The organism is Kitasatospora sp. NPDC003701 (assembly GCF_053587085.1).
In genome coordinates this window covers 35250-58188 of record NZ_JBSFNM010000001.1, presented here as the reverse complement: position 1 = coordinate 58188, position 22939 = coordinate 35250, and the positions used below count along the sequence as shown (strand labels likewise).

At 73.8% G+C, this 22939-nt stretch carries 15 protein-coding genes and 1 pseudogene; 6 read left to right on the top strand and 10 right to left on the bottom strand.

Features of this window, described 5'->3' with window-relative positions; translation table 11 throughout:
* Positions 1–8: 8 nt before the first annotated feature.
* Positions 9–890, top strand: coding sequence for a DUF5995 family protein (locus tag ACWDRR_RS00210; RefSeq protein WP_449769890.1), 882 nt, complete (start codon positions 9–11; stop codon positions 888–890).
* A gap of 60 nt (positions 891–950) precedes the next feature.
* Here the strand turns inward: ACWDRR_RS00210 and ACWDRR_RS00205 are convergent, their stop codons facing one another.
* Positions 951–2390, bottom strand: coding sequence for a GuaB1 family IMP dehydrogenase-related protein (locus tag ACWDRR_RS00205; RefSeq protein WP_449769889.1), 1440 nt, complete (start codon positions 2388–2390; stop codon positions 951–953).
* A gap of 302 nt (positions 2391–2692) precedes the next feature.
* Between ACWDRR_RS00205 and ACWDRR_RS00200 the strand changes: the two genes are divergently transcribed.
* The gene (locus ACWDRR_RS00200; RefSeq protein ID WP_449770247.1) at positions 2693–4195 is read left to right on the top strand and encodes an SDR family NAD(P)-dependent oxidoreductase; all 1503 of its coding nucleotides are present in this window, start codon (positions 2693–2695) and stop codon (positions 4193–4195) included.
* A 20-nt stretch (positions 4196–4215) separates the two neighbouring features.
* Positions 4216–4689 carry a nucleotide triphosphate diphosphatase NUDT15 gene (locus tag ACWDRR_RS00195; RefSeq protein ID WP_449769888.1) on the top strand — a complete coding sequence of 158 codons (474 nt, stop codon included), beginning with the start codon at positions 4216–4218 and terminating at the stop codon, positions 4687–4689.
* Between the two features lie 12 nt (positions 4690–4701).
* Here the strand turns inward: ACWDRR_RS00195 and ACWDRR_RS00190 are convergent, their stop codons facing one another.
* From ACWDRR_RS00190 to ACWDRR_RS00180, 3 genes are read right to left on the bottom strand one after another with little or no spacing between them, the layout of a single operon-like run.
* Positions 4702–6930, bottom strand: coding sequence for an FtsX-like permease family protein (locus ACWDRR_RS00190; protein WP_449769887.1), 2229 nt, complete (start codon positions 6928–6930; stop codon positions 4702–4704).
* Positions 6927–7637: an ABC transporter ATP-binding protein gene (locus ACWDRR_RS00185; protein WP_449769886.1), complete on the bottom strand. Its 711-nt coding sequence runs from the start codon at positions 7635–7637 to the stop codon at positions 6927–6929. Before ACWDRR_RS00185 ends, ACWDRR_RS00190 begins: the two co-directional genes overlap by 4 nt.
* The gene (locus ACWDRR_RS00180) at positions 7634–8158 is read right to left on the bottom strand and encodes a PadR family transcriptional regulator (RefSeq protein WP_449769885.1); all 525 of its coding nucleotides are present in this window, start codon (positions 8156–8158) and stop codon (positions 7634–7636) included. The genes ACWDRR_RS00185 and ACWDRR_RS00180 overlap by 4 nt, the downstream gene beginning before the upstream one ends.
* A gap of 548 nt (positions 8159–8706) precedes the next feature.
* Here ACWDRR_RS00180 and ACWDRR_RS00175 point away from each other — a divergent pair.
* Positions 8707–9375, top strand: a complete 669-nt coding sequence (locus tag ACWDRR_RS00175) for an Rv1733c family protein (RefSeq protein WP_449769884.1) — start codon at positions 8707–8709, stop codon at positions 9373–9375.
* Positions 9376–9406: 31 nt separating this feature from the next.
* Here ACWDRR_RS00175 and ACWDRR_RS00170 read toward each other — a convergent pair whose 3' ends face one another.
* The gene (locus tag ACWDRR_RS00170; RefSeq protein ID WP_449770246.1) at positions 9407–10054 is read right to left on the bottom strand and encodes a YoaK family protein; all 648 of its coding nucleotides are present in this window, start codon (positions 10052–10054) and stop codon (positions 9407–9409) included.
* Between the two features lie 458 nt (positions 10055–10512).
* Here ACWDRR_RS00170 and ACWDRR_RS00165 point away from each other — a divergent pair.
* Positions 10513–12894, top strand: a pseudogene (locus tag ACWDRR_RS00165) (discoidin domain-containing protein); the annotation flags it as partial.
* A 72-nt stretch (positions 12895–12966) separates the two neighbouring features.
* Entirely contained in the window at positions 12967–13377 is a 411-nt protein-coding gene (locus ACWDRR_RS00160) for a discoidin domain-containing protein (protein ID WP_449770245.1), read from the top strand.
* A 168-nt stretch (positions 13378–13545) separates the two neighbouring features.
* On the opposite strand, the gene ACWDRR_RS00155 is transcribed toward ACWDRR_RS00160, so the two are convergent.
* The 5 genes from ACWDRR_RS00155 to ACWDRR_RS00135 all read right to left on the bottom strand — a co-directional run bounded on the left by ACWDRR_RS00155 (position 13546) and on the right by ACWDRR_RS00135 (position 22905).
* Positions 13546–14559 (bottom strand): LacI family DNA-binding transcriptional regulator, encoded by a 1014-nt coding sequence (locus ACWDRR_RS00155; protein WP_449769883.1) that lies wholly within the window; start codon positions 14557–14559, stop codon positions 13546–13548.
* Positions 14560–14764: 205 nt separating this feature from the next.
* Positions 14765–19093: a galactose-binding domain-containing protein gene (locus ACWDRR_RS00150; protein ID WP_449769882.1), complete on the bottom strand. Its 4329-nt coding sequence runs from the start codon at positions 19091–19093 to the stop codon at positions 14765–14767.
* 188 nt (positions 19094–19281) lie between these two features.
* Positions 19282–20907, bottom strand: a complete 1626-nt coding sequence (locus ACWDRR_RS00145) for a glycoside hydrolase family 13 protein (RefSeq protein WP_449769881.1) — start codon at positions 20905–20907, stop codon at positions 19282–19284.
* A 36-nt stretch (positions 20908–20943) separates the two neighbouring features.
* Positions 20944–21828: a carbohydrate ABC transporter permease gene (locus tag ACWDRR_RS00140; protein ID WP_449769880.1), complete on the bottom strand. Its 885-nt coding sequence runs from the start codon at positions 21826–21828 to the stop codon at positions 20944–20946.
* Between the two features lie 144 nt (positions 21829–21972).
* Entirely contained in the window at positions 21973–22905 is a 933-nt protein-coding gene (locus ACWDRR_RS00135; protein ID WP_449769879.1) for a carbohydrate ABC transporter permease, read from the bottom strand.
* Positions 22906–22939 lie beyond the last annotated feature (34 nt).

Here is a 22939-nt window from a genome sequence, read left to right as displayed (position 1 = left end):
GGTGACGCATGCCCGGTACTGCCGCGACCTCGACACCGGCCGGCGGCGCGGTCACCGTCGACGGGGTGATCGCCCGGCTGCGCGAGATCGGAGCCGGGCTGCCGCCGGACGACGGCGTGGCGGTGTTCAACCGGATGTACCTCACCGTGACGGACGCCGTGCGGCGCCGGCTCGGCCGGCCGCGCGCGGAGCCGCCCCGCCGCACGCCACCCGACCGCGCCCCGCTCCGCCCCGGCCGCCCGTACTTCGCCGACCCGGCCGCGATGGCCGAGCTGGACGTGGTGTTCGCCGGGCGCTACCTGCTGGCCGTGGACGCCGTCACGGCCGGGCGGCCGGCACCGGCCTGCTGGCGGCCGCTCTTCGAGCTGCGCGCGCACCCGGGGGTGCACCCGCTGCAGTTCGCGCTGGCCGGGATGAACGCCCACATCCAGCACGACCTGCCGCTCGCCGTGGTCGACACCTGCCACCGGCTCGGCTGCGGGCCGGAGCGGCTCGCCGAGGACTACCACCGGATCAACGGCCTGCTGGCCGGGGTGGAGGCGGTCGTCCGGGAGCAGCTGATGCCCGGGCCGGACGTCCTGGAGCGGGCCGAGCCGCTGACGCACCTGCTGGGCGCCTGGTCGGTCGACGCCGCCCGGGACGCGGCCTGGGCGACCGTCCGGGCGCTCTGGCGGCTCCGGGACGTGCCCTCGGCCGCGACCGCGCTCACCGCCGCGCTGGACGGCTCGGTCGGTCTGCTCGGCCGCGCCCTGCTCACCCCGCTCGGGCCCGACCGGGGCGCGCCCCGGACCGGAACGGCCGGACCTCGCGGACCCCGCGACCCGCACCACCCGGAACGGCCGACGGCCGGCCGGCTCCCCGTGGCGAGGAACCGGCCAGCCGTCGGCTGAGCCGGTCGAGCGGGTCGAGCAGATCAAGCAGGTCGAGCCGGTCGAGCGGGCTGCGGGTGATCAGGCCCAGCTGGAGTGCAGCGGCTTGCCCTCGGCGTAGCCGGCCGCGCTCTGGATGCCGACCACGGCCTTCTCGTGGAACTCCTCCAGGCTGGAGGCGCCCGCGTAGGTGCAGGAGCTGCGCACGCCGGCGACGATCGAGTCGATGAGGTCCTCGACGCCCGGGCGGGCCGGGTCGACGAACATCCGCGAGTGCGAGATGCCCTCCTCGAAGAGCGCCTTGCGGGCGCGGTCGTAGGCGGAGTCCTGGGACGTGCGGTTGCTCACCGCGCGCGCCGAGGCCATGCCGAAGCTCTCCTTGTACTGGCGGCCGTCGGCGGTGGTCTGGAGGTCGCCCGGGGCCTCGTACGTCCCGGCGAACCAGGAGCCGATCATCACGTTGGACGCGCCGGCGGCCAGCGCCATCGCGACGTCGCGCGGGTGGCGGACGCCGCCGTCGGCCCAGACGTGCTTGCCGAGCCGGCGCGCCTCGGCGGCGCACTCCAGGACGGCGGAGAACTGCGGGCGGCCGACGCCGGTCATCATCCGGGTGGTGCACATGGCGCCGGGGCCGACACCGACCTTGAGGATGTCGGCGCCCGCCTCGACGAGGTCGCGGACCCCGACGGCGGAGACCACGTTGCCAGCCACGATCGGGATCTGCGGGTCGAGCCCGCGCACCGCGCGCAGCGCGCTGATCATCGACTCCTGGTGGCCGTGCGCGGTGTCGACCACCAGCACGTCGGCACCGGCCTCGATCAGGGCCTTGGCCTTGCCGGCCACGTCGCCGTTGATGCCGACGGTGGCGGCGACCCGCAGGTGGCCCTGCGCGTCGACGGCCGGGGTGTAGAGGGTGGCGCGCAGCGCGTTCTTGCGGGTCAGGATGCCGACCAGGCGGCCGTCGGCGTCGACCACCGGGGCGAGCTTGCGGTGCGCCTCGCTCAGCTTGTCGAAGGCGGCGCGCGGGTCTATGCCCTCGTCGAGCAGCAGCAGGTCGCGGGACATCACGTCGGCGAGGCTGGTGAAGCGGTCGACGCCCTGGCAGTCGGAGTCGGTGACCACGCCGATCGGCCGGCCGTCCTCGACCACGACCAGCGCGCCGTGCGCGCGCTTGTGCAGCAGCGAGAGGGCCTCGGCGACGGTGGCGCCCGGGGCCAGGGTGATGGCGGTGTCGTGCACCAGGTGGCGCTGCTTGACCCAGCCGATGACGTCGGCGATCACCTCGGTCGGGATGTCCTGCGGGATGGCGACCAGGCCGCCGCGGCGGGCGACGGTCTCGGCCATCCGGCGGCCGGCGATGGCGGTCATGTTGGCCACCACCAGCGGGATGGTGGTGCCGGTGCCGTCGTTCGAGGAGAGGTCGACACCCTGCCGGGAGCCCACGGCGGAGCGGCTGGGGACCATAAAGACGTCGTCGTACGTGAGGTCGTACGAGGGCTTGAGGTCGTTCAGGAAGCGCATGTAAAAGGGCTCTCTGGCTGGGAGAAGGTACACCTCGGGTGCGGTTGCGGCGAGGCCGCCGGGCGCACTCGGGCGCCCGGCACCCAACGTTCGATTCTCCGCTACCCCGGGGCCAAAAGCCAGTTCGCGTGCGATTGCTGGCACAGTGCACAACGCATGATCACCGGCACGGGCTCCGGCTTGGAGCTTCCTCCAAGTGATCGCCTTTTCGCCCCGGCCAGGGCCGCTCCCGTAGCATTCACGCGGTAACGGCGAGGCAATCCAGGAAAGCGGCAGCGGGCATCATGACGGCGGGCGTGGACATCGAGCAGGACATCGAGCAGGGCGGCGGCACGGAGGTCACCGAGGAGGAGATCGACTACGGTCCCGGCCTCGACCCCGAGCGGCTGCGGCTCTGCCTCGACGTGCTCGCCGAGCTGGACGAGCTGCACGTCGACCACCCGGACGCGATCACCGTCCGCAAGGCCGTCGGCGGCATATTCCGCACCCTCAAGCAGCGCCGCCGCCAGGAGACCCGGGCCCGCAAGACCGCGAACGACCGCGAGGTCACCGCCCGCACCGCCACCGGCGCACCGAGCCGGATCGACGACGAGACGGCCGGGGTCTTCGGTCTGACCACCGTCACCACCACCGAGATCGCCGGCATCCTGGAGCGCCCGCGCTCCTGCTACACCTGCAAGCAGCGGTACGTCGAGGTGGACGCGTTCTACCACAACCTCTGCCAGAGCTGCGCGGTGAAGAACCGCGCCCGCCGCGACGCCCGCGCCGACCTCACCGGCAAGCGCGCGCTGCTCACCGGCGGCCGGGCCAAGATCGGTATGTACATCGCCCTGATGCTGCTGCGCGACGGCGCGCACACCACCATCACCACCCGCTTCCCCAACGACGCCATCCGCCGCTTCACCGCGATGCCGGACAGCGCCGACTGGCTGCACCGTCTGAAGATCATCGGCATCGACCTGCGCGACCCGGCGCAGGTCATGGCCCTGGCCGACGAGGTCGCCGCCGACGGCCCGCTGGACATCCTGATCAACAACGCCGCGCAGACCGTGCGCCGCCCGCCGGAGTCGTACCGCGAGCTGGTCAACGCCGAGTCCGCGCCGCTGCCGGCCGGCGAGCTGCCGCAGTCCACCACGATCGGCCGCTTCGGCAGCGGCAGCGTCGACCTGCCCGCGCTGCCCGCCCAGGCGAGCGGCGGCGGCGAGCGGATCTCCGCCGAGGACGTCACCTCGCTGGCCCTGGTCACCGGCTCCGCCACGCCCGCCCGGATCGAGGCCGGCACCGCGATCGACGCCGGCGGCCTGGTGCCCGACCTCGCGCCCACCAACAGCTGGGTGCAGACCGTCAACGAGGTCGGCCCGGTGGAGCTGCTGGAGGTCCAGCTCTGCAACTCCACCGCGCCGTTCATCCTGATCAGCCGGCTGCGCCCGGCGATGGCCGCCTCGGCGTCCCGCCGCAAGTACGTGGTCAACGTCTCCGCGATGGAGGGCGTCTTCACCCGCGGCTACAAGGGCGCCGGCCACCCGCACACCAACATGGCCAAGGCCGCGCTGAACATGCTCACCCGCACCAGCGCGCAGGAGATGTTCGAGTCCGACGGCATCCTGATGACCGCCGTCGACACCGGCTGGATCACCGACGAGCGCCCGCACCCGGACAAGATGCGCCTGGCCGACGAGGGCTTCCACGCCCCGCTCGACCTGGTCGACGGCGCGGCCCGGGTGTACGACCCGATCGTCCGCGGCGAGCAGGGCGAGGACCTCTTCGGCTGCTTCCTCAAGGACTTCGACCGCGCCGCCTGGTAGACCCAGCGAGGAGAACCGAGTTGACCACCGCACCGCTGATCGGCGCCGGCGTGATCGTGCCCACCGGGGACGGCCGGGTCCTGCTGGGCCACCGGATCACCGCCGGCGAGCCGCCGACCTGGAGCCTGCCCGGCGGCAAGGTGGACGACCCCGGCGAGTCCTTCGAGCAGGCCGCCGCGCGCGAACTCGCCGAGGAGACCGGCATCGTGCTGCCGGCCGGCGCGATGCGGGTGCTCGCGGTGCTGCTCGACCACGAGCTCGGCCGCCCCCGGCTCACGGCGGCCGTGCTCGCCCCGCCGAGCCTGGCCGCCGCCGTGGTCACCGAGCCGCACGCCTGCGCCGGCTGGGAGCGCGTCCCGCTCGACGCCCTGCCCGAGCCGATGTTCTACCCGTCCGCGCTGGTCCTCGGCGCCTGGCTGCCGGACCGCCCCTCGGCGGCCCGGGCCGGGACGTACGCCTACCCCGTCATCGGCCGGACGCCGGTGGCGGGGTAGGCGCGAGCCGGTTCAGCCGTTGCGGGCCGCCTCCGGGCCGGTGATCCGCCTGAGCAGCGGGAGCGTCGAGGCGATGATCCCGAGCGAGACCGCCAGGCCGAGGGCCACCAGCGCGAAGTACACCGCGCCCGGCGAGACCAGGTCGTAGTCCATCTGCGACTTCAGGAACATCGCCGACGCGGCGAAGCCCGTCCCGGTCGCGATCGCCGCCACCACCAGCAGCGGCAGCGCGCTCTCCAGGCCGACCACGCGCTGGAGCAGGCGCAGCGGCGCACCGGTCAGCCGCAGGATCGCGAACGGCCGCCTGCGGTCGGACAGCCCCGCGACCACGCTCACCGCCAGGCTGCAGCCGGCGATCGGCAGGGTGGTCAGCAGCACCACGTCGGCCAGCTGCCGCCAGCCGGCGAGCTGCTTCTGCTGGGTGGAGCCCCAGTCGCCGACCGTCCGGGCCCGGTACTGCGGGTAGGCCCTGGTGAGCAGCGTCCTGGTCCGCTCCATGGCCGCGGCGGAGCCGTCGGTGGTCACGAGGACGGTGCGCACCGGCAGCTCGGCCGCCGCCGCGGCGGAGATCGGCGCGGCCGCCCACTCGTGCGCGGCGTTGGACTGCAGGTCCAGGAAGGCGAACTGCGGGACGCCGGCGACGTCGGCGCCGGCCGGGCAGTGGCCCGCCACCGGGGTCTGGGCGAGGTCGGTGCAGAGCACCAGGGCCGGGGAGAAGCCGAGGCGCTCGCCGGGCTCCCGGCCGAGGGCCTGCGGATTGTCGTGGCCCACCGTGAGGCCCCGGAACCCCGGCACCGCCCGGAGATCGGCCAGCAGCTGTGCCGGCAGCGCGTCCGTCATCGGCGGCTCGTCGACCATCGCGCCGTGCTCCACCGCGACCCGGGTCTGCGGGTCACCGCTGAGCGCGCCGCGGTTCTCGTCGATCGTGCCGATGACGCAGACCGTCGCGGTGGTGACGAAGAGGGCGAGGACGAGTCCGGCGACCGAGCGGAAGCCCGCCTTCGGGTCGTCCGCGAGCCGCCGCACCGCGATCAGCGTGGCCGGGCGGCTGGTGCGCCGGGCGACGCCCCGGGCGGTGGCCAGGGTGAGCCAGGGGCCCGCGACCACCAGACCGAGCATGATCACCAGGAAGCCGGTCAGATAGGCCGCCGTCTGCCCGTCGGTGGTGTCCGGGCGCCGGTTGACGAACCAACCCAGCTCGGCGAGACCGGCCAGCAGCGGGACCAGCCGCCAGTGGGTCGGCGGCTTCGGGGTGACCCGGCGGGTGACCCCCAGCGGTGAGACGGTGACCCGCCGCAGTGCCAGCCGGGCCGCGACCGCCGCCGCCACCGGAACGCCCAGGGCCACCGCCACCGCCTGGAGCGGCGTGATCGTCAGATCGTCGACGAAGAACCGCTCACCGGTGAACGGGACGGTCGCCACCAGCGGGCGCAGCGCGAAGTGGAGGCCGAAGCCCACCACCGTGCCGACGACGGCGGCCACGGTGGACTCCACCGCCGAGATCACAGAGACCTGCCCGGGGGTGGCACCGACCAGCCGCATCGCGGCGTAGCGCTGCTCCCGGGTGGCGGCGGAGAGCCGGGTGGCGGTGCCGATGAAGACGACCACCGGGAAGATCAGCGCACCGGCCACCACGGAGAGGATCAGCGTCATGGCGTCGCCGCGCACGCCCGCCCCCGGGCAGTCGTTGTCGCAGACGGCCGGGACCGCCGTGGCGATGGTGGTGATCCGGCGGGCCCCGTGCACGCCCTCGAGCTCCGCCGGGGTCCGGCCGATCACCGCGAACAGCGAGTCCGGGGAGGGCAGCGCCTCGTCGCCCAGGACCCCGGCCGGCCGGCCGGGGAGGCGGTCGCCGAGCTCCGCCGCGGGGGTCGCGCGCAGCAGTTCGGCGAGCGCCGGCGAGACGTAGTACTCGCCGGGCGCGGGCAGCGCGGCCAGTCCGGGCGGGACGGGCGAGGTCGGACCGGTGGCGGCGACGTCGGCCTCGAAGATCTCCCTGCCGTCGTAGTAGTCGCCGTGGCCCCACCACCAGAGCGGGTCCACCGGGGCCGACTCGGTCCGGGACGCCGCTCCGGTGTTGGTCCACAGCTGCCGCTCGTTGGCCTTGTCGACGGCGTTGATGCTCGCGAGCGTGGAGAGCAGCAGGCCGACGCCGACCGCCACGGCGGCGGCGATGACGATCAGCCGGCCGACGGCCTCCCGACCGCCGGAGACGGCGAGGCGGAGCGCGAAGGCGATCACGGGGCGACCCGCCCGTCCGCGCGGGCCGCGAGGGAGCCGGCGGAGAACGACGTGGCCCTGCCGTCCCGGACGATCGCCTCGCGGTCGGCGTAGGCGGCGACCCTGGGCTCGTGGGTGACCAGGATGACGGTGGTGCCCTGCTCGCGGGCGGCGCCGACCATCAGCTCCATCACCTGCTCGCCGGTGAGCGAGTCCAGCGCGCCGGTCGGCTCGTCGGCGAACAGCACCCGGGGCCGCGCCACCAGGCCGCGGGCGAGGGCGACGCGCTGCGCCTGACCGCCCGACAGCTCGCCGGAGCGGCGCTTCTCCATGCCGTCCAGGCCCAGCCGGGCGAACCAGGGCCGGGCCTCGGCGAGCGCGGCGGCCCGCCCGGTGCCGCTCAGCAGCAGCGGCAGCGCGACGTTCTCCTCGGCGGTCAACTCGGGGACGAGCTGGCCGAACTGGAAGACGAAGCCGAACCGGTCCCGCCGTAAGGCGCTGCGCCGGACCTCGGTCATGGTGTCGATCCGCTGCCCGTCGAAGCGGACCTCGCCGGAGTCCGGGGTGAGGATGCCGGCCAGGCAGTGCAGCAGCGTCGACTTGCCGGAGCCGCTGGGGCCCATGATGGCGAGCACCTCGCCGGCGTCGACCGCCAGGCTCGCGCCGCGCAGGGCCGGGGTCTCGCCGAAGGCGAGCGTGATGTCGCGGGCCTCGATCAGCGGCGTCATGACCGCACCGCCTCGGCGAGCGCGTCCAGGCGGGCGGCGGTCAGGTCGATCCAGCGCAAGTCGGCCTCCAGGTGGAACAGTCCGTGGTCGGCGAGCAGGGCGTCGACCAGTGCGCCGTCGCGGCGCAGGCCGGTCAGCTCGCGCATCCGTCGCAGGTGGGCGGCGCGCTGGGTGTCGAGGTAGGCCTCGGCGTCGCGGCCGAGCATCAGGGCCAGCACGACCTTGGTGAACAGCACCGTCTGCAGGTTGGGTTCGGGCGAGACGGGCTCGGTGAGCCAGTGCTCGAACTCCGTCACGCCGGCCTCGGTGATCACGTAGCGCTTGCGCTCGGGACCGTCGCCGGGCTCGGCCTCGCCGGGCACCACCTTGCCGTCCCGGGCCAGTCGGCCGAGCGTCGCGTAGACCTGGCCGTAGGGCAGCGGCTTGCCCCGTCCGAAGAAGGCGTCGTAGTCGCGCTTGAGGTCGTAGCCATGGCTCGGCTCACGCTCCAGCAGCCCGAGAAGGGTCAAAGGAACACTCATGGGAAGGAACATACACCAGACGTATACTTCGAGTGTATAGCCGGGAAGAACAGGGCCCCGAGCTGCGAAGATGCTGATCATCCGATGGATGTCGAGGACACCGGAGCGCACCGGGGCCGCCGGAGGACACCGCCGGGCAGGGCATGGACGGAGGGCACCGCCGGGCGCGCGGGAGGGCGTGAGCGGGCGGGCGGGCGTGAGCGGGAGGCGGCCCCACGTCCGCCCCCCGCTCCACACGGGTGGCCCGACACGCCCCCACAGCGAGCCGGGCCCGCCGCGTCCCGGCACATGGAGGACGCGGCTGCGACCAGCCTGCCCCGCAGGCCCCCGCCCTGCCGAGGGCCGAACGTCCCGGTCGTTCCGCGAGCCGGGGCGGACCGCGCCGGATGGCGGTCCGTCAGGGCCCCGCGCCGGCCCGCCCGGGTGGTGCGCGCACGGCTCTTGTGCGGGGGCCGGGCCGGGGGGAGATTGGGAGCCGGGGCCCGCCGGACGATCCCGGCCGGGCGCCCCGAACGCCGCTGCGACCCATCACCCGAGGAGCACGCATCGTGTCCAGCACCCCCGGCCCGGTCCGGCCCGCGTCGCTGCCGCGGCGGGCCGGGCGGCAGCTGCGGCGGGCCTCCGGCACCGACCGCGATCCCCTGGTCCGGCCGCTGGACCGGTCGCGCAGCCGGGCGTGGTGCGCGGCCCTGCTGGGGCTGCTCCTCGGCCTGACCGCCGCCGTCGGCGGCGCGCTGCTCGGCTACCAGACCGTCGGGCGGGACGCCGACGCCGATCTGGCACGGCTGCGCCAGGTCGACGCCGTGGTGACCGGCACCGGCCGGCACGGCGCCGCGGTGGGCAGCCGCGCGGCGGGCGGCTACCAGGGCCGGGTCGCCGCCGAGGCCACCTGGACCGGACCCGACGGCCGGCCGCGCACCGGCACCGTCGAGGTGCACCGGACGGCCGTGGTCGGAGCCACCGTCACCATCTGGGTCGACGAGGCGGGCCTGGTGACCGACGCCCCGACCACCCGGGCCGGCGTGGCGGTCGAGGCGGCCTGCGCGGGCCTCGCCGGCTTCACCGCCGTCGGGGCGGCCGTCGTCGGAGCGCTCGCCCTGCGCCTGCGGGCCCTCGACCGGCGGGCCGAGCGCGCCTGGCAGCGGTCCTGGACCAGGCTCGAACCGCTCTGGAGCGGCCGCACCAGCCGCAGCCCCGGCGGCGCGCAGGAGGACTGACGGTCGACGGACGGCCGGTCCCGGCGGCGTCTCAGGGCGCGCCGTCCGGGCCGGTCCAGGCCGGGGCCGGGTCGCCGGCGGAGGCGCGGCGGGTGAGGGCGGCGACGGCGGCCAGCAGGGCCAGCGCGAGGGCGAGCGCGGCCGGCACATCGGCGTTCAGGACGAGCACGGCGCCGAGGACGGCACCGCCGAACATCCAGCCGGCCGAGGCGAACCGGCGCAGGCCCGCCCGGTCGGCGGCCAGGCCGGTCAGGGTCATGGTGAGGACGGTGGTGGTGAGGTCGGGCACCTTGAGGGAGCGGACGACGGCGTTCTGCAACCCCATCGCGAGCCCGAGCAGGCCGGTCAGGGTGTAGCGGACCGGCTCGGCGGTGTGCCCGGCCAGCGCCGCCACCACGGTGGCGACGGCCAGCAGGGCCGCCTGGACGACGGCGGAGACCACCAGCAGCCGGCCGCGGTGACCGGGCAGGCGCTCGCTGAGCCGGCCGCCGGCGACCGCGCCCGCCAGGAAGGCGCCCAGCGCGGCCAGCGAGGCCGTCACGGAGAAGCCGGCCGCACCGGCGAGGGCGAAGCCCAGGAACACCACATTGCCCGTCATGTTGGCGACGAAGACATGGCCGAGGGCCAGGTAGCTCACCGCGTCCACCAGCCCCGTGACGACGGTGAGTGCCAGCAGCATCGAGACCAGCGGGCCGTGCCGGGGGTCGCTCCACACAGCTGTCCTCCTCCGGTTCGCGCGTCCCGGTGATCTCCGGCGCTGCGTCCGTTCTACGCCCGTCCGGCCGCCCGGGGCACGCCGAACCCCCGACGGGGGCCCGTTTCCGGGTCGCCGGACGGGCCCGGCGGGCCGATCCGGCCATTCCTGCTGCGGCCGGCGGTGCGGGAGTGCCACCCGGGGCTCCGGCGGCACCGGGCCGCACCCCGGCCCGGCCACCGGAGCGGCAGTGACCTGCCCCGGCCGTACCCCCCGGAGCACTGGCCGGCGGAGCTCCCGGCGGGCGTTCTCCCGTCGCGAACCCACCCCTTTTTGCAGTATGACTGTCAATCTTTTGCGTGTATCCATGGACTTCATGCAGAGGCGCGCCTAGTGTCTCCCTCGCTCGGCCGTTCCCACCCACGCCAGCGAGGACGTCGCCCATGCCCCCACCCGCCTTCCGCCGACTGCGTGCACCGCTCGCCGCGCTGACCGCCGCGGCCCTCTCCGCAGCCGCCCTGCTCACCCTCTCCACCCAGCCCGCGCACGCCGCGGCCGTGCCGACCCTCTCCCCGCTGGACGTCCCCGGCCGGGGCGCCGCCGTGGCGTTCAAGGAGCAGGAGGCCGAGTTCGCGGCCACCAACGGCACGGTGATCGGCCCCGATCGCCGCTACGGCACGCTCCCCTCGGAGGCCTCCGGCCGCCAGGCCGTGACGCTCGCCGCCGCCGGCCAGTACGTCGAGTTCACGCTCAGCGCGCCGGCCGACGCGATGACCTTCCGCTACAGCCTGCCGGACAGCCCGGACGGCCGGGGCCGGGACGCCTCGCTCGACCTCCTGGTCAACGGGTCGAAGCTGAAGGACGTCCCGGTCACCTCCAGGTACGGCTGGTACTACGGGGGCTACCCCTTCAACAACAACCCCGGGGACACCAACCCGCACCACTTCTACGACGAGGCCCGGACCATGTTCGGCTCCTCGCTGCCGGCGGGCACGAGGATCCGACTGCAGGTGTCCTCCACCGCGCAGTCCCCCACCTTCACCGTCGACCTGGCCGACTTCGAGCAGGTCGGCGCACCGATCGCCAAACCCGCCGGGGCGCTCGACGTGGTCGCGGACTTCGGCGCCGACCCGACCGGGGCCACCGACAACACCGCGCGGTTCCAGACGGCGGTCGACGCCGGCCGGGCCCAGGGCCGGCCGGTCTACATCCCGCCGGGCAGCTACACCCTGTACGACCACGTGGTGGTGGACGGCGTCACCCTCGCCGGGGCCGGGCCCTGGTACAGCGTGCTCGGCGGCCGCGACCCGGTCAACCGCAACCGGGCCGCCGGCATCTACGGCAAGTACGTGCCGGGCGGCGGCTACGGCGGCGCGATCCGGCCGCACGAGGCCAACGGTCCGAGCCGGGGCGTCACCCTGCGGGACTTCGCCATCATCGGCGACGTCCGCGAGCGGGTGGACGACGACCAGGTGAACGCGCTCGGCGGGGCGATGAGCGACTCCACCGTCGACAACCTGTGGATCCAGCACACCAAGGTCGGCGCCTGGATGGACGGGCCGATGGACCGCTTCACCCTGAAGAACAGCCGCATCCTCGACCAGACCGCGGACGGCGTGAACTTCCACACCGGGGTGACCAACTCCTCGGTGACCAACACCTTCGTCCGCAACACCGGCGACGACGGCCTGGCCTCCTGGCCCGAGCGCGTCCCCAACGTGGGCGACAGCTTCACCCACAACACGGTCGTCGTGCCGGTCCTGGCGAACAACATCGTCACCTACGGGGGCCGGGACTTCACGATCTCCGACAACGTGATGGCCGACACCGTCAGCAACGGCGGCGGCCTGCACATCGCCAACCGCTACCCGGGGGTCGACTCGGGGCACGGGACCGCCGTCGCGGGCACCGTCACCGCGGCCCGCAACACCCTGATCCGGACCGGGAACAGCGACTACAACTGGAACTTCGGCGTCGGGGCGGTCTGGTTCAGCGGCCTCAACGAGCCGATCACCGGCGCCGCCGTCACCATCTCCGACACCGACCTCCTGGACAGCTCCTACGAGGCGATCCAGACCATCGAGGGCGCCTCCAGCGGGATCTCCTTCACCGACGTCACCATCGACGGCGCGGGCACCTACGCCATCCAGGCCCAGGCCGAGTCCAGCATGCGGTTCACCAATGTGAAGGCGCGCAACATCGCCCAGGCCGCCACGCCGACCCACAACTGCGTCGGCGCCGGGTTCCGGATCACCGACGGCGGCGGCAACTCCGGGTGGGCGGGCGCCACCTGCACCGGCACCTGGCCGGCCCCGCAGTTCACCTACGGCGGCCGGCCGGGCGGCGGGACGGGCACGCCGTCCCCGTCCCCCACCGGCACCCCGAGCCCGTCGGGCACCCCGACCGGCCCGACCACCCCGCCGGCCTGCACCGTCGGCGCCACCGCGAGCAGCAGCAACCAGACCTACGCCGCCGCCAACGCGGTCGACGGCAACGCCGCGACCTACTGGGAGAGCGCCAACAACGCCTTCCCGCAGTCGATCACGGTCGACCGGTGCGGCACGTCCGAGGTCCGGGGCGTCCAACTCCGGCTGCCGGCCGGCTGGGAGGCCAGGACCGAGACCCTGAGCGTGTCCGGTTCCGGCGACGGCACGTCCTTCACCGAGCTGGCGGCGGCCCGGGGCGTCCTCTTCGACCCGGCCGGCGGCAACACGGCCACGGTCGCCTTCCCGGCCGCCACCGGCGCCCGCTGGCTCCGGGTCACGGTGACCGGCAACACCGGCTGGCCGGCCGCCCAGCTCGCCGAGCTGACCGCCCTCGCCGGCACCCCGCCCACCACGGCCCCGCCCACCACGACACCGCCCACCACGACACCCCCGACCAACCCGCCCGGCACGGTGGACCTGCTGCGCGGGAAGCCGGTCACCGCGAGCGGCTTCGCCGACGTCTACCGGCCCGACCGGGCCAACGACGGTGACCGGGCCAGCTACTGGGAGAGCGCCAACAACGCCTTCCCGCAGTGGATCACGGGCGACCTCGGCAGCCCCGTCGTGCTCGGCCGGGTGGTGCTCGCACTGCCGGCCGGCTGGGAGGCCAGGACCGAGACCCTGACCGTCCAGGGCAGCACCGACGGCGCCTCCTGGACCGCGGTGAAGCCCTCGGCCGGGTACCGCTTCGACCCGGCCACCGGGAACACCGTCACCGTCCAGGTGACCGGGACGACCGCCCGGTACCTCCGGCTCACCTTCACCGGCAACACCGGCTGGCCGGCCGGCCAGCTCTCGGAGTTCCAGGTGTACGGCCCCTGACGGGCCGGCACGGCGAGGGCCCCTGGAGACCGGCCGGTCTCCAGGGGCCCTCGTGCGCGGTGTTCAGCAGCCCTCGTGCGCGGTGTTCAGCCCTCGTGCGCGGGCTTCAGCCCTCGTGCGCGGTGTTCAGGACCGGGCACGCGGCGCCGAGGGCCGGGCGCCCGGGCTTCAGGACCGGGCGCGCGGCGGCGCCGTCGACCCCCGGACCACCAGCTCCGGCTCGAACAGCAGCTCGTCGTGGGTGATCCGGGCCCCGCCGATCTCCCCCACCAGCAGGTCCACCGCGGCCCGGCCCATCGCCTCGATCGGCTGCCGGACGGTGGTCAGCGGCGGATCGGTGCAGGTCATGAAGGACGAGTCGTCGTAGCCGATCACCGACACGTCGTCCGGCACCGAGAGACCGGCCCGGCGGGCCGCCCTGATCGCCCCGAGCGCCAGCGGGTCGCTGGCGCAGATGATGCCGGTGACGCCCTCCCGGAGCAGCCGGGTGGTGGCGGCCTGGCCGCCCTCCAGCGTGAACAGCGCCCGCTCGACCCGGCTCTGCGGCAGGTCGAGGCCGGCCTTCGCCGCCGCGGCCTGCGCGGCGGCGAGCTTGCGCCGGGACGGCACGTGGTCGGCCGGACCGAGCACCAGGCCGATCCTGCGGTGCCCGAGCTGGCGGAGGTGGCCGATCGACTGCTCGACGGCGACGGCGTCGTCGCAGGACACCCGGGCGAAGTCGAGCCCCTCGATGGCCGCGTTCAGCAGCACCGTCGGCAGGCTGCGCTCGGCCAGCCGGTCGTAGTGGTCGTGGGCGGCGTCGGCCTGGGCGTAGAGGCCGCCGAAGAAGACCACCCCCGAGACCTGCTGGGAGAGCAGCAGGTCGACGTAGTCCGCCTCGGAGACCCCGCCGGCGGTCTGGGTGCAGAGCACGGGGGTGAACCCCTGGCCGGCCAGCGCACCGCCCACCGCCTCGGCGAAGGCCGGGAAGATCGGGTTCTGCAGCTCGGGCATGACCAGGCCCACCAGCCGGGCGCGTTCGCCCCGCAGCTGGGTGGGGCGCTCGTAGCCGAGCACGTCCAGGGCGGTCAGCACGGCGGCCCTGGTCGCCTCCGAGACGCCGGGCTTGTCGTTCAGCACCCGGCTGACGGTGGCCTCGCTGACCCCGACCTTCTGCGCCACCTGGGCAAGTCGTCGTGTCATGGGGGGAGTGTACGTCGTTCTTCGCAAGAATTTGCGTCCTCTTGCGCTCTCTTGAACCTCCTCCGCAGCCGGAGCCACAGCCCGCAGCCGGAGCCGCAGCCGCAGCCGCAGCCGCAGCCCGCAGCCCGCAGCCCGCAGCCCGCAGCCGACGGTGCCGCCGGGCGGAACTGCGCCCGGCGGCACCTGCTCGAAGGGGCCCGGAGGGCTACGGGTTCACGGTGATGGTGAAGGTCGAGGTGGTGTTCCTGATGTCCTGGTCGTTGCCGGCCAGCCGCAGGTTGTTGAAGACCACCGACCCGACCGCCGGGCCCTGCCCCGGTTCGGCCGACTCGTTCGCCCAGATCCCGAAGCCGGACTTCGCGTCGAAGGCGTCACCGCTGCGGCGCGCGCCGGTGATCGAGATGTTGCTGAAGACGGTGTCCTTGACCGGGAACTGCGGCTGTCCGCCGGAGTAGTTGGTCTGGAACATGATGCCGTGGTACGTCGGGTCGACGATGTCCACGTCGCTCACCCGGATGCCCTGGAACACCTTGGAGGCTGAGAACACCCAGATCCCGGGGAAGGTCTGGGAGCCCCAGAAGTGCCCGCCGGCACGGACGATCGAGATGTTCTGCAGGTTGGTCGGGTCGGTGCCGAAGCCGTTCATCGGGTACCCGAAGTCCAGCGAGCTGATGGTGACGCCCGAGTAGACCAGGGTGTCGGCGATGTAGATGTTGCGGAAGGTGTTGGCGTAGCCGCCGTACACGGCCACTCCGGCCGCCCGCCAGGTGAGGATCGAGGTCAGGTTCTCGAAGACGTTGTTCTTCTCGTCCGCGCCGCCCGCGTCGATCGCGGAGAACAGCGCGAAGGAGTCGTCCCCGGTGGCCCGGGCCTCGTTGTTGGTGATCAGGTTGTCGGTGGAGCCGTTGGTCATGTTGACGCCGTCGGCGAAGGTGTCGCGGATCCGGCTGTTGCTGATGGTCATGGAGTCCGTGTTGGCCCCCCAGTAGAGGCAGACCATGTGCTCGACCCAGATGTCGTCGATCACCATGTGGGCCACGTTGGCGAAGTCGAACACCTTGCCGGGGCCGTCGATCCGGGAGGTGTAGTTGCCGAAGTAGGCGAACCCGGCGAAGGTCGAGCCGTTCGCCGACGCCTCCGCGCGGAAGCCCACGTCGGTGTTGCTCTGGGTGGCGGGCGCGCGGAACCGGGTGAACCAGGGACCGGCGCCGATCACCTTGACGGGCTTGCCGTAGACCTGGAACTTGCTCGCGGTCTGGTAGTCGCCGGCGGGCAGGTAGACCCCGACCAGGGTGCCGGTGGTGTCCATCCGGACCTTGTCCAGGGCGTTCTGCACGTCCTGGTGGGTGAAGCCGGCCGGGACGGCGTAGTGCGCCGGGTCCGGGTTGGGCGTCGCGGTGGCCTGCTCCAGGCTGACGAAGTCGATCGCGTAGCGGGAGGTGTCCCCCACGTCCTTCTGCAGCCTGATCCGGCTGCCGGCCGGGACGGTGGTGCCGAGCAGCACGTTGGCCTCGTCGTAGACGTGCCGCGGGGCGCCCGCGCCGGGCGAGTTGCCCGGCGAGGTCTCGGCGCCGTACAGCCAGGCGTACTTGGAGGTCAGGTCGATCTTCTTCAGGAAGGCGCCGTCGACGTAGACGCTGAGCGTGGCGTCGGTGCCGTCGCCGCCGGCGGCGTCGGGGATGGAGAACCGGGTGACGAGGGTGTTGGTCGGCGCCCTGGTGGTGAACTCGACCGAGGCGCCGGTGGAGTTCAGCGTCACCGCGCGCCGGCCGCTCGCCTCGCCGGCCAGGTCCCCGACGACCCGGTTCGGGCCGAGCAGGCCCGCCCCGCCGGACAGGACGCCGTCCTCGGCCTCGTAGGTGTCGTAGGGCATGTTGGCGCCCCGGCCGACGTAGAGCGGCTGGGTGGAGGTGTTGTCGGCCTGCTTGGCGGGCGGCTCGTTGGCGTCCGCCGCGATCACCGTCCTCACGGTGTACCGGCCGTTGGCCGCCGTCCAGGTGCCGAGCGTCACCGGCGCGGTGGTCGCGCCGGGGGCGATCGTGCCGGTGTACGCGCCGGACAGCGTCCTGACCACCGTGCCGGCGGCGTCGGCGACCGTCAGGGTGATGGCGTGGGCGCCGCCGGCGGAGGCCGTGGTGCCCTGGTTCCGCACCGCCACCGAGAAGGTGACGGCGTTCCCGGCGGCCGGGTTGGCCGGGGCCCACGCGGTCGGGGCGGCGAGCAGGTCCGACCCGGGCGCCCGGGCGACCACCAGGGCGGCCGGGGCGGTGCCGGTGTTGTTGGTCTCGTCCCGCTCGATCACCGCGTTGGCCTCGTCGACCTTGGCGGAGAGCTGGTAGCTGCCGGCCGCGCGCACGCCCGCGTCGGCCGTGACGGTGCCGGCGGCGCCGGCGGCCAGCGGGCCGACCTGGGCGGTACCGACCTTGGTCGAGCCCAGGTAGAAGCCGACGGCGGTGGCGGCCGACGGCAGGGTGCCCACGTTGCGGACCGTCGCGGAGAGCCGGATCGGGTCGGTCTCGACCGGCGCGGCCGGGGTGGCGGTCACCTCGGTGACGGTCAGGTCGGGGTTGGGCGCCGGGGTGCCGAGCACCTGGAACTCCGCCACCTGGCCGCCGGTCGATCCGGTGTTGGCGGTGATCCGCAGCTGGACGTCGGCCGCGGCGGCGCCGACCGGGACGGTCACGGAGTTCCCGGCCGACTGGACGAAGGCGTAACTGCGCGCCGGCACCAGGGTGGTGAAGGCGCCGCCGGACTGGTCCCGGCCGAGCACCTCGATGGTCTGGCTCCGGTCGCCCCAGGCCGCGGCCGGGTTCAGCTTGACCACGACGGACGCCACCGCCGCGTTGGAACCCAGCGCCACCGTCAGGGTGTCCGGGTAGCTGTTGGCGTTGCCCTCCCAGTAGGTGGCGGTGTCGTTGTCGTTGGCGTTGGCCGCGACGAAGGTGTGGATCACCGAGGAGGCGCTGATCGGCTTGCCCGCGGCCAGGTTGGTCCCGCCGCCGCTGCCGGACCGCACCACGGTGTTGCTGCTCGGCGACTGGTTGCCGGCCGCGTCGCGGGCCTTCACGTAGTAGGAGACGGTCGCGCTGTCCGGCCGGCTGTCGGTGTAGCTCAGCACCGTGCCGGCCACGGTGGTCAGCAGCACGCCGTCGGCGTAGACGTCGTAGCCGGTGACGCCGGTGTCGTCGGTCGAGGCCGTCCAGGTGAGCCGGATCTGCCCGGGCGAGGGCTGGGTGAAGCCGAGGGAGCCGGGCGCGGACGGCGCCTGGGTGTCCCCCGACTGCCCGGTCCGGGTGACCGTGTTGCTGCTCGGCGACTGGTTGCCGGCCGCGTCGCGGGCCTTCACGTAGTAGGAGACGGTCGCGCTGTCCGGCCGGCTGTCGGTGTAGCTCAGCACCGTGCCGGCCACGGTGGTCAGCAACTCACCGTCGGCGTAGACGTCGTAGCCGGTGACGCCGGTGTCGTCGGTCGAGGCCGTCCAGGTGAGCCGGATCTGGCCGGGCGAGGGCCGGGTGTACGCCAGGCCCGTCGGAGCGGTGGGGGCCCGGGTGTCGCCGGTGGCCGGCCCGTACACCTCCAGCTCGCTCAACTGGGCTGCCGGCCAGGCGGTGTTGGCGCTCACGGTGACCCGCACGAACCGGGTGGTGGCGGCGCCCAGGTCGAGGGTGACGGCGTTCCCGGCGGCCGGGTCGAAGACCCGCTCGGCGGAGGCGGCCAGATCGGTGAAGGTGCTGCCGTCGCTGCTGCCCCGGACGGACAGGGTCTGCGTCCGGCGCTCCCAGCCGGCCGGCAGCCGCAGCACCACCCGGTTGACCGCCACCGCGGCCCCGAGGTCGACCTGCACCCACTGCGGGAACGCGCCGTTGGCGCTCTCCCAGTAGCTGGACGCGTTGCCGTCACCGGCGTTCGCCGGGGTGTAGGCCTGGTTCTGGCTGCCGGCGGTGAACGCCCGGCCGAGGGCCAGGTTGGCCCCCGCGGCGCCGGCCCCGTGCACCTGCAGCTCGGCGATCTGGGCGGCCGGCCAACCGGTGTTGGCGGAGACCGCCAACCGCAGGAAGCGGGTGCTCGCCGCCGGGAAGGCGATCCGCACGGTGTTGCCGGTGCCGGGCGCGAAGGCGTAGTCGGCCGAGCCCACCAGCGTGGTGAAGCCGGTGCCGTCGGCGCTGCCCTGGACGGCGAGCGTCTCGGTGCGGCTCTCCCAGGACGCGGGGAGCTTCAGCACCACCTCGTCGACGGCGGCGGCGGTACCGAGGTCGACCTGGACCCACTGCGGCAACGCGCCGTTGGCGCTCTCCCAGTAGGTGGACGCGTCACCGTCGTTGACGGCGGTGACGGCCCGGCCGGCGGTGCTGCTGCTCGCGGACACGGGCTTGCCGGCCGCCAGGTCGGGGCCGCCGGCCGCGGCGGCCGTGGTGGTCGGCAGCAGCGGGCCGGCCAGGGCCAGCAGGCCGGTGGCGAGCGCGCTCGCCATCCAGCGGAAGATCGGTGCTCGGGTTCTCACAGGGGTCCTCTGTCTCGTCTCGTCCGAACGCATGGGTGGGGGTGGGGGGGGTTCGGGTCCTGTCGGCCGACAGGGCCGTGCGCGTGCGGTGGCGACCGGGCCATCCGGGGCTCCGAACGGAGAGGCGGGACGGGGCGGTGGGACGACGACTCGGGCAGGGGCGGTGGGACGGGGCGGTGAAACGGAGCGGCGGGCCGGGCGGCAGCGGGAGCCGCGGGCGGTCAGGCGACGCGCAGCCAGACCGCGGTGTCGGGCGGCAGCAGCCCGTCCTCGGTGAGCGGGCCGCTGGCGAGCAGCACCGCCCGGTGTTCCGGCAGCGGCAGCGGTACGGCGGCGAGGTTCACCACGCACTGGAAGCCGGCGCCCCGGTGGAACGCCAGCACCTCGCCCGGGGCGGCGGCCCAGGCGAAGTCCTCGCCGCGCAGGGCGTCCTCGGCGCGCCGCAGCCGCAGCGCGGCGCGGTAGAGCGAGAGCATCGAACCAGGGTCGGCCGACTGGGCCTCGACGGTCAGCGGGGCCCAGTCGGCCGGCTGCGGGAGCCAGGGCTCGGCCGGAGCCTGGCTGAACCCGTACGGGGGTCGGTCGCCCGACCAGGGCAGCGGTACCCGGCAGCCGTCCCGGCCCGGGTCGGTACCGCCGGACCGCAGGTGCATCGGGTCCTGGAGCCGCTCCGGCGGCAGGTCCTCGACCTCCGGCAGGCCGAGCTCCTCGCCCTGGTAGAGGTAGACCGCGCCGGGCAGGGCCAGCGAGAGCAGCGCCGCCGCCCGGGCCCGGCGCCGGCCCAGCTCCGGGTCGGTCGGGGTCCCCCAGGCCTTGGCGGCGAAGTCGAACCGGGTGTCGCGGCGGCCGTAGCGGGTGACCGTGCGGGTGACGTCGTGGTTGGCGAGCACCCAGGTGGCCGGGGCGCCGACCGGGGCGTGCAGGCCGAGGGTGGTGTCGATCGAGTCGCGCAGCGCGGCGGCCTCCCACGGGCGGGCCAGGAAGTCGAAGTTGAAGGCGGTGTGCAGCTCGTCCGGGCGCAGGTAGCGGGCGAAGCGCTCGGCGTCCGGCAGCCAGACCTCGCCGACCAGGATCCGGGTGTCCGGGTAGCCGTCGGCGATGGCCCGCCAGGAGCGGTAGATGCCGTGCAGCTCCTCCCGGTCGGTGAACGGGTGCGGGTCGCGGCCCTTGACGAAGTCCGGCAGCGCCGGGTCCTTGGCCAGCAGCGCGGCGGAGTCGATCCGGACCCCGGCGGCGCCGCGGTCGAACCAGAACCGCAGGATCTCCTCGTGCTCGCTCCGCACCCGGGGGTGGGCCCAGTTGAGGTCGGGCTGCTGGGCGGCGAACAGGTGCAGGTACCAGTCGCCGTCCGCCGTTCTGGTCCACGGGCAGCCGCCGAACTCCGACACCCAGTCGTTCGGCGGGAGTTCGCCGTCCGGGCCGCGGCCGGTGCGGAAGTGGAACAGCTCGCGCTCCGGGCTGCCGGGGCCGGCCGCCAGTGCGGCGCGGAACCACGGGTGCTGGTCCGAGACGTGGTTCGGCACGATGTCCACGATGGTGCGGATGCCGTGGCCGAGCGCCTCCGCGATGAGCTGCTCGGCGTCCGCGAGGGTGCCGAACAGCGGGTCCACTCCCCGGTAGTCGGCCACGTCGTAGCCGCCGTCGGCCATCGGGGAGGGGTACCAGGGGTTGAACCAGACGGCGTCGACGCCGAGTTCGGCCAGGTAGGGCAGCCGGGTGCGGACGCCGGCGAGGTCCCCCGTGCCGTCGCCGTCGGCGTCGGCGAAGCTGCGCGGGTACACCTGGTAGATCGCCGCGTCGCGCCACCAGTGCGGGGTCTCGAACGGGAGCCGGGATTGCTGTCCCACGGTTTGGGGGTCCTTTCGGATCGGCGCCCGGGCCGGTCAGCCTTTGAGTCCACCCGAGGTGAGCCCGGACATGATGCTGCGTTGGAAGATCAGGAAGAAGAGGATCGTCGGCGCCGAGGCGATGGCCAGGGCCGCGATGACGACGTTCTGCGGTACGCCCGTGGCCAGGGACTTGATGCCGATGTTGAGCGTCTGGCGGGCCGGGTCGGGCTGGACGAGCATCGGCCAGAGGAAGTCCTTCCAGACGTTCACCACGGCGAAGATCGAGACCACGCCGAGGATCGGCCGGGACATCGGCAGCACGATCGAGCGCAGCGCGCGCAACGGGGTGGCCCCGTCGATCGCGGCGGCCGCCATGAGGTCCTCCGGGATGGAGTCGAAGAACCGTTTCAGCAGGAAGATGTTGAAGGCGTTGGCCACCGTCGGCAGCCAGATCGCCCAGGGCGTGTTGACCAGGTTGAGGTGCAGCACGGGCAGGTCGAGCACGGTCAGGTACTGCGGGACGACCAGCACCGCCGCCGGGATCATCAGGGTGGCCAGCATCATGCCGAGGATCAGGTTGCCCAGGACGGGGCGCAGCTTGGACAGCGCGTAGGCCGCCGCCACGTCGAACACCAGCTGGAGGGCCAGCGCGCCGAAGGCGTAGTACAGCGTGTTGAAGAGCAGCCGGCCCAGGCCCAGCCGGCTCCACGCGGTCGCGTAGGTGTCCGGGTGGAGCTCGGTGGGGAACGGCGTGGGCGGGTTGCGGACCACCTCCGCGGTCGACTTCAGGCCGCCGGTCACCAGCCAGTACAGCGGGCCGAGGAACACCAGGGTGAAGACCACGACGGTGGCCGCCAGGGTCACCCGGTACAGCAGCCTGCCGCGCGGGCGGTCGAGTTGGGTCTGCGAGATCAGCGTCCGGGTCTGCGGCTCGTCCACCGGGGCTCCCAAGGGTCTGGTCGGGTCTGGCGTGCCCGGTCGGTCGGGCCTGGTCGGGCCTGGTCAGGGCTGGTCAGGGCTGGTCAGGGCTGGTGGGGCGGGCCTCGCCCGGCCCGGGCGGGTCGGGTCGGGCCCCGACACCGCCTAGTCGGCCGCGCGCGACAGCCGCGCGTACAGGGCGGAGAACCCGGCCAGCACCAGCAGCATGATCAGGCCGAGCGCCGAGGCGGCGCCGTAGTTGTTGAAGTTGAAGGCGTACTGGTAGACGAGCTGGACCACGGTCGTGGTGGAGCCCTGCGGCCCGTTGCCGCCGGTCAGCAGGTAGGGCTCGACGAACACCTGCATGGTGGCGACGATCTGGAGCAGCAGCAGGAGCGAGAGGATCAGCCTGGTCTGCGGGATGGTCACGTGCCAGATCCGGCGCCACAGACCGGCCCCGTCGAGTTCGGCCGCCTCGTAGAGCTCCCCCGGGATGCCCTGCAGGGCGGCCAGGTAGATCAGGGTGGCGCCGCCCATGTTCATCCAGGTGGAGGCGAGGACCACCGAGAGCATCGCGGTGTCGGCCGAGTCCAGCCAGGCCGAGGTCGGCAGGTGGAGCGTTCGCAGGATGCTGTTGAAGAGCCCGAAGTCCGGGTCGTAGAAGTACTTGAAGAGCAGCACCGAGGCCACCGGCGGCATCATCACCGGCAGGTAGACCAGGACCCGCAGATAGGCCTTGGCGTGGCGCAGTTCGTTCAGAAGCACGGCGACCAGGAACGGCACCGCGAAGCCGAACACCAGCGCCAGCGCGGTGAACAGCAGGGTGTTGCGCCAGGCCTGCCAGAACGCCGGGTCCTGGAGCAACTGGTCGACGTTGGCCAGGCCGACCCAGGTGGTCCGGCCCCGCCGCGTCCGCTGGAAGCTCATGACGACTTCACGGACCATCGGGTACCAGGTGAAGAAGCCGAAACAGAGCAGTGCGCCGAGCAGGAAGCCGTGCGCGGTGAGGTTGCGGCGCACGCCGCGCCACAGCCGCCCCCGGCCCTGCGGGGTGGTGGTGGGCCGGGCCGCCTTCCCGGCGACACTGATCGCTGCCATCGTTCGTTCTCCCGCCGATTCGTCGGTGTCCGTC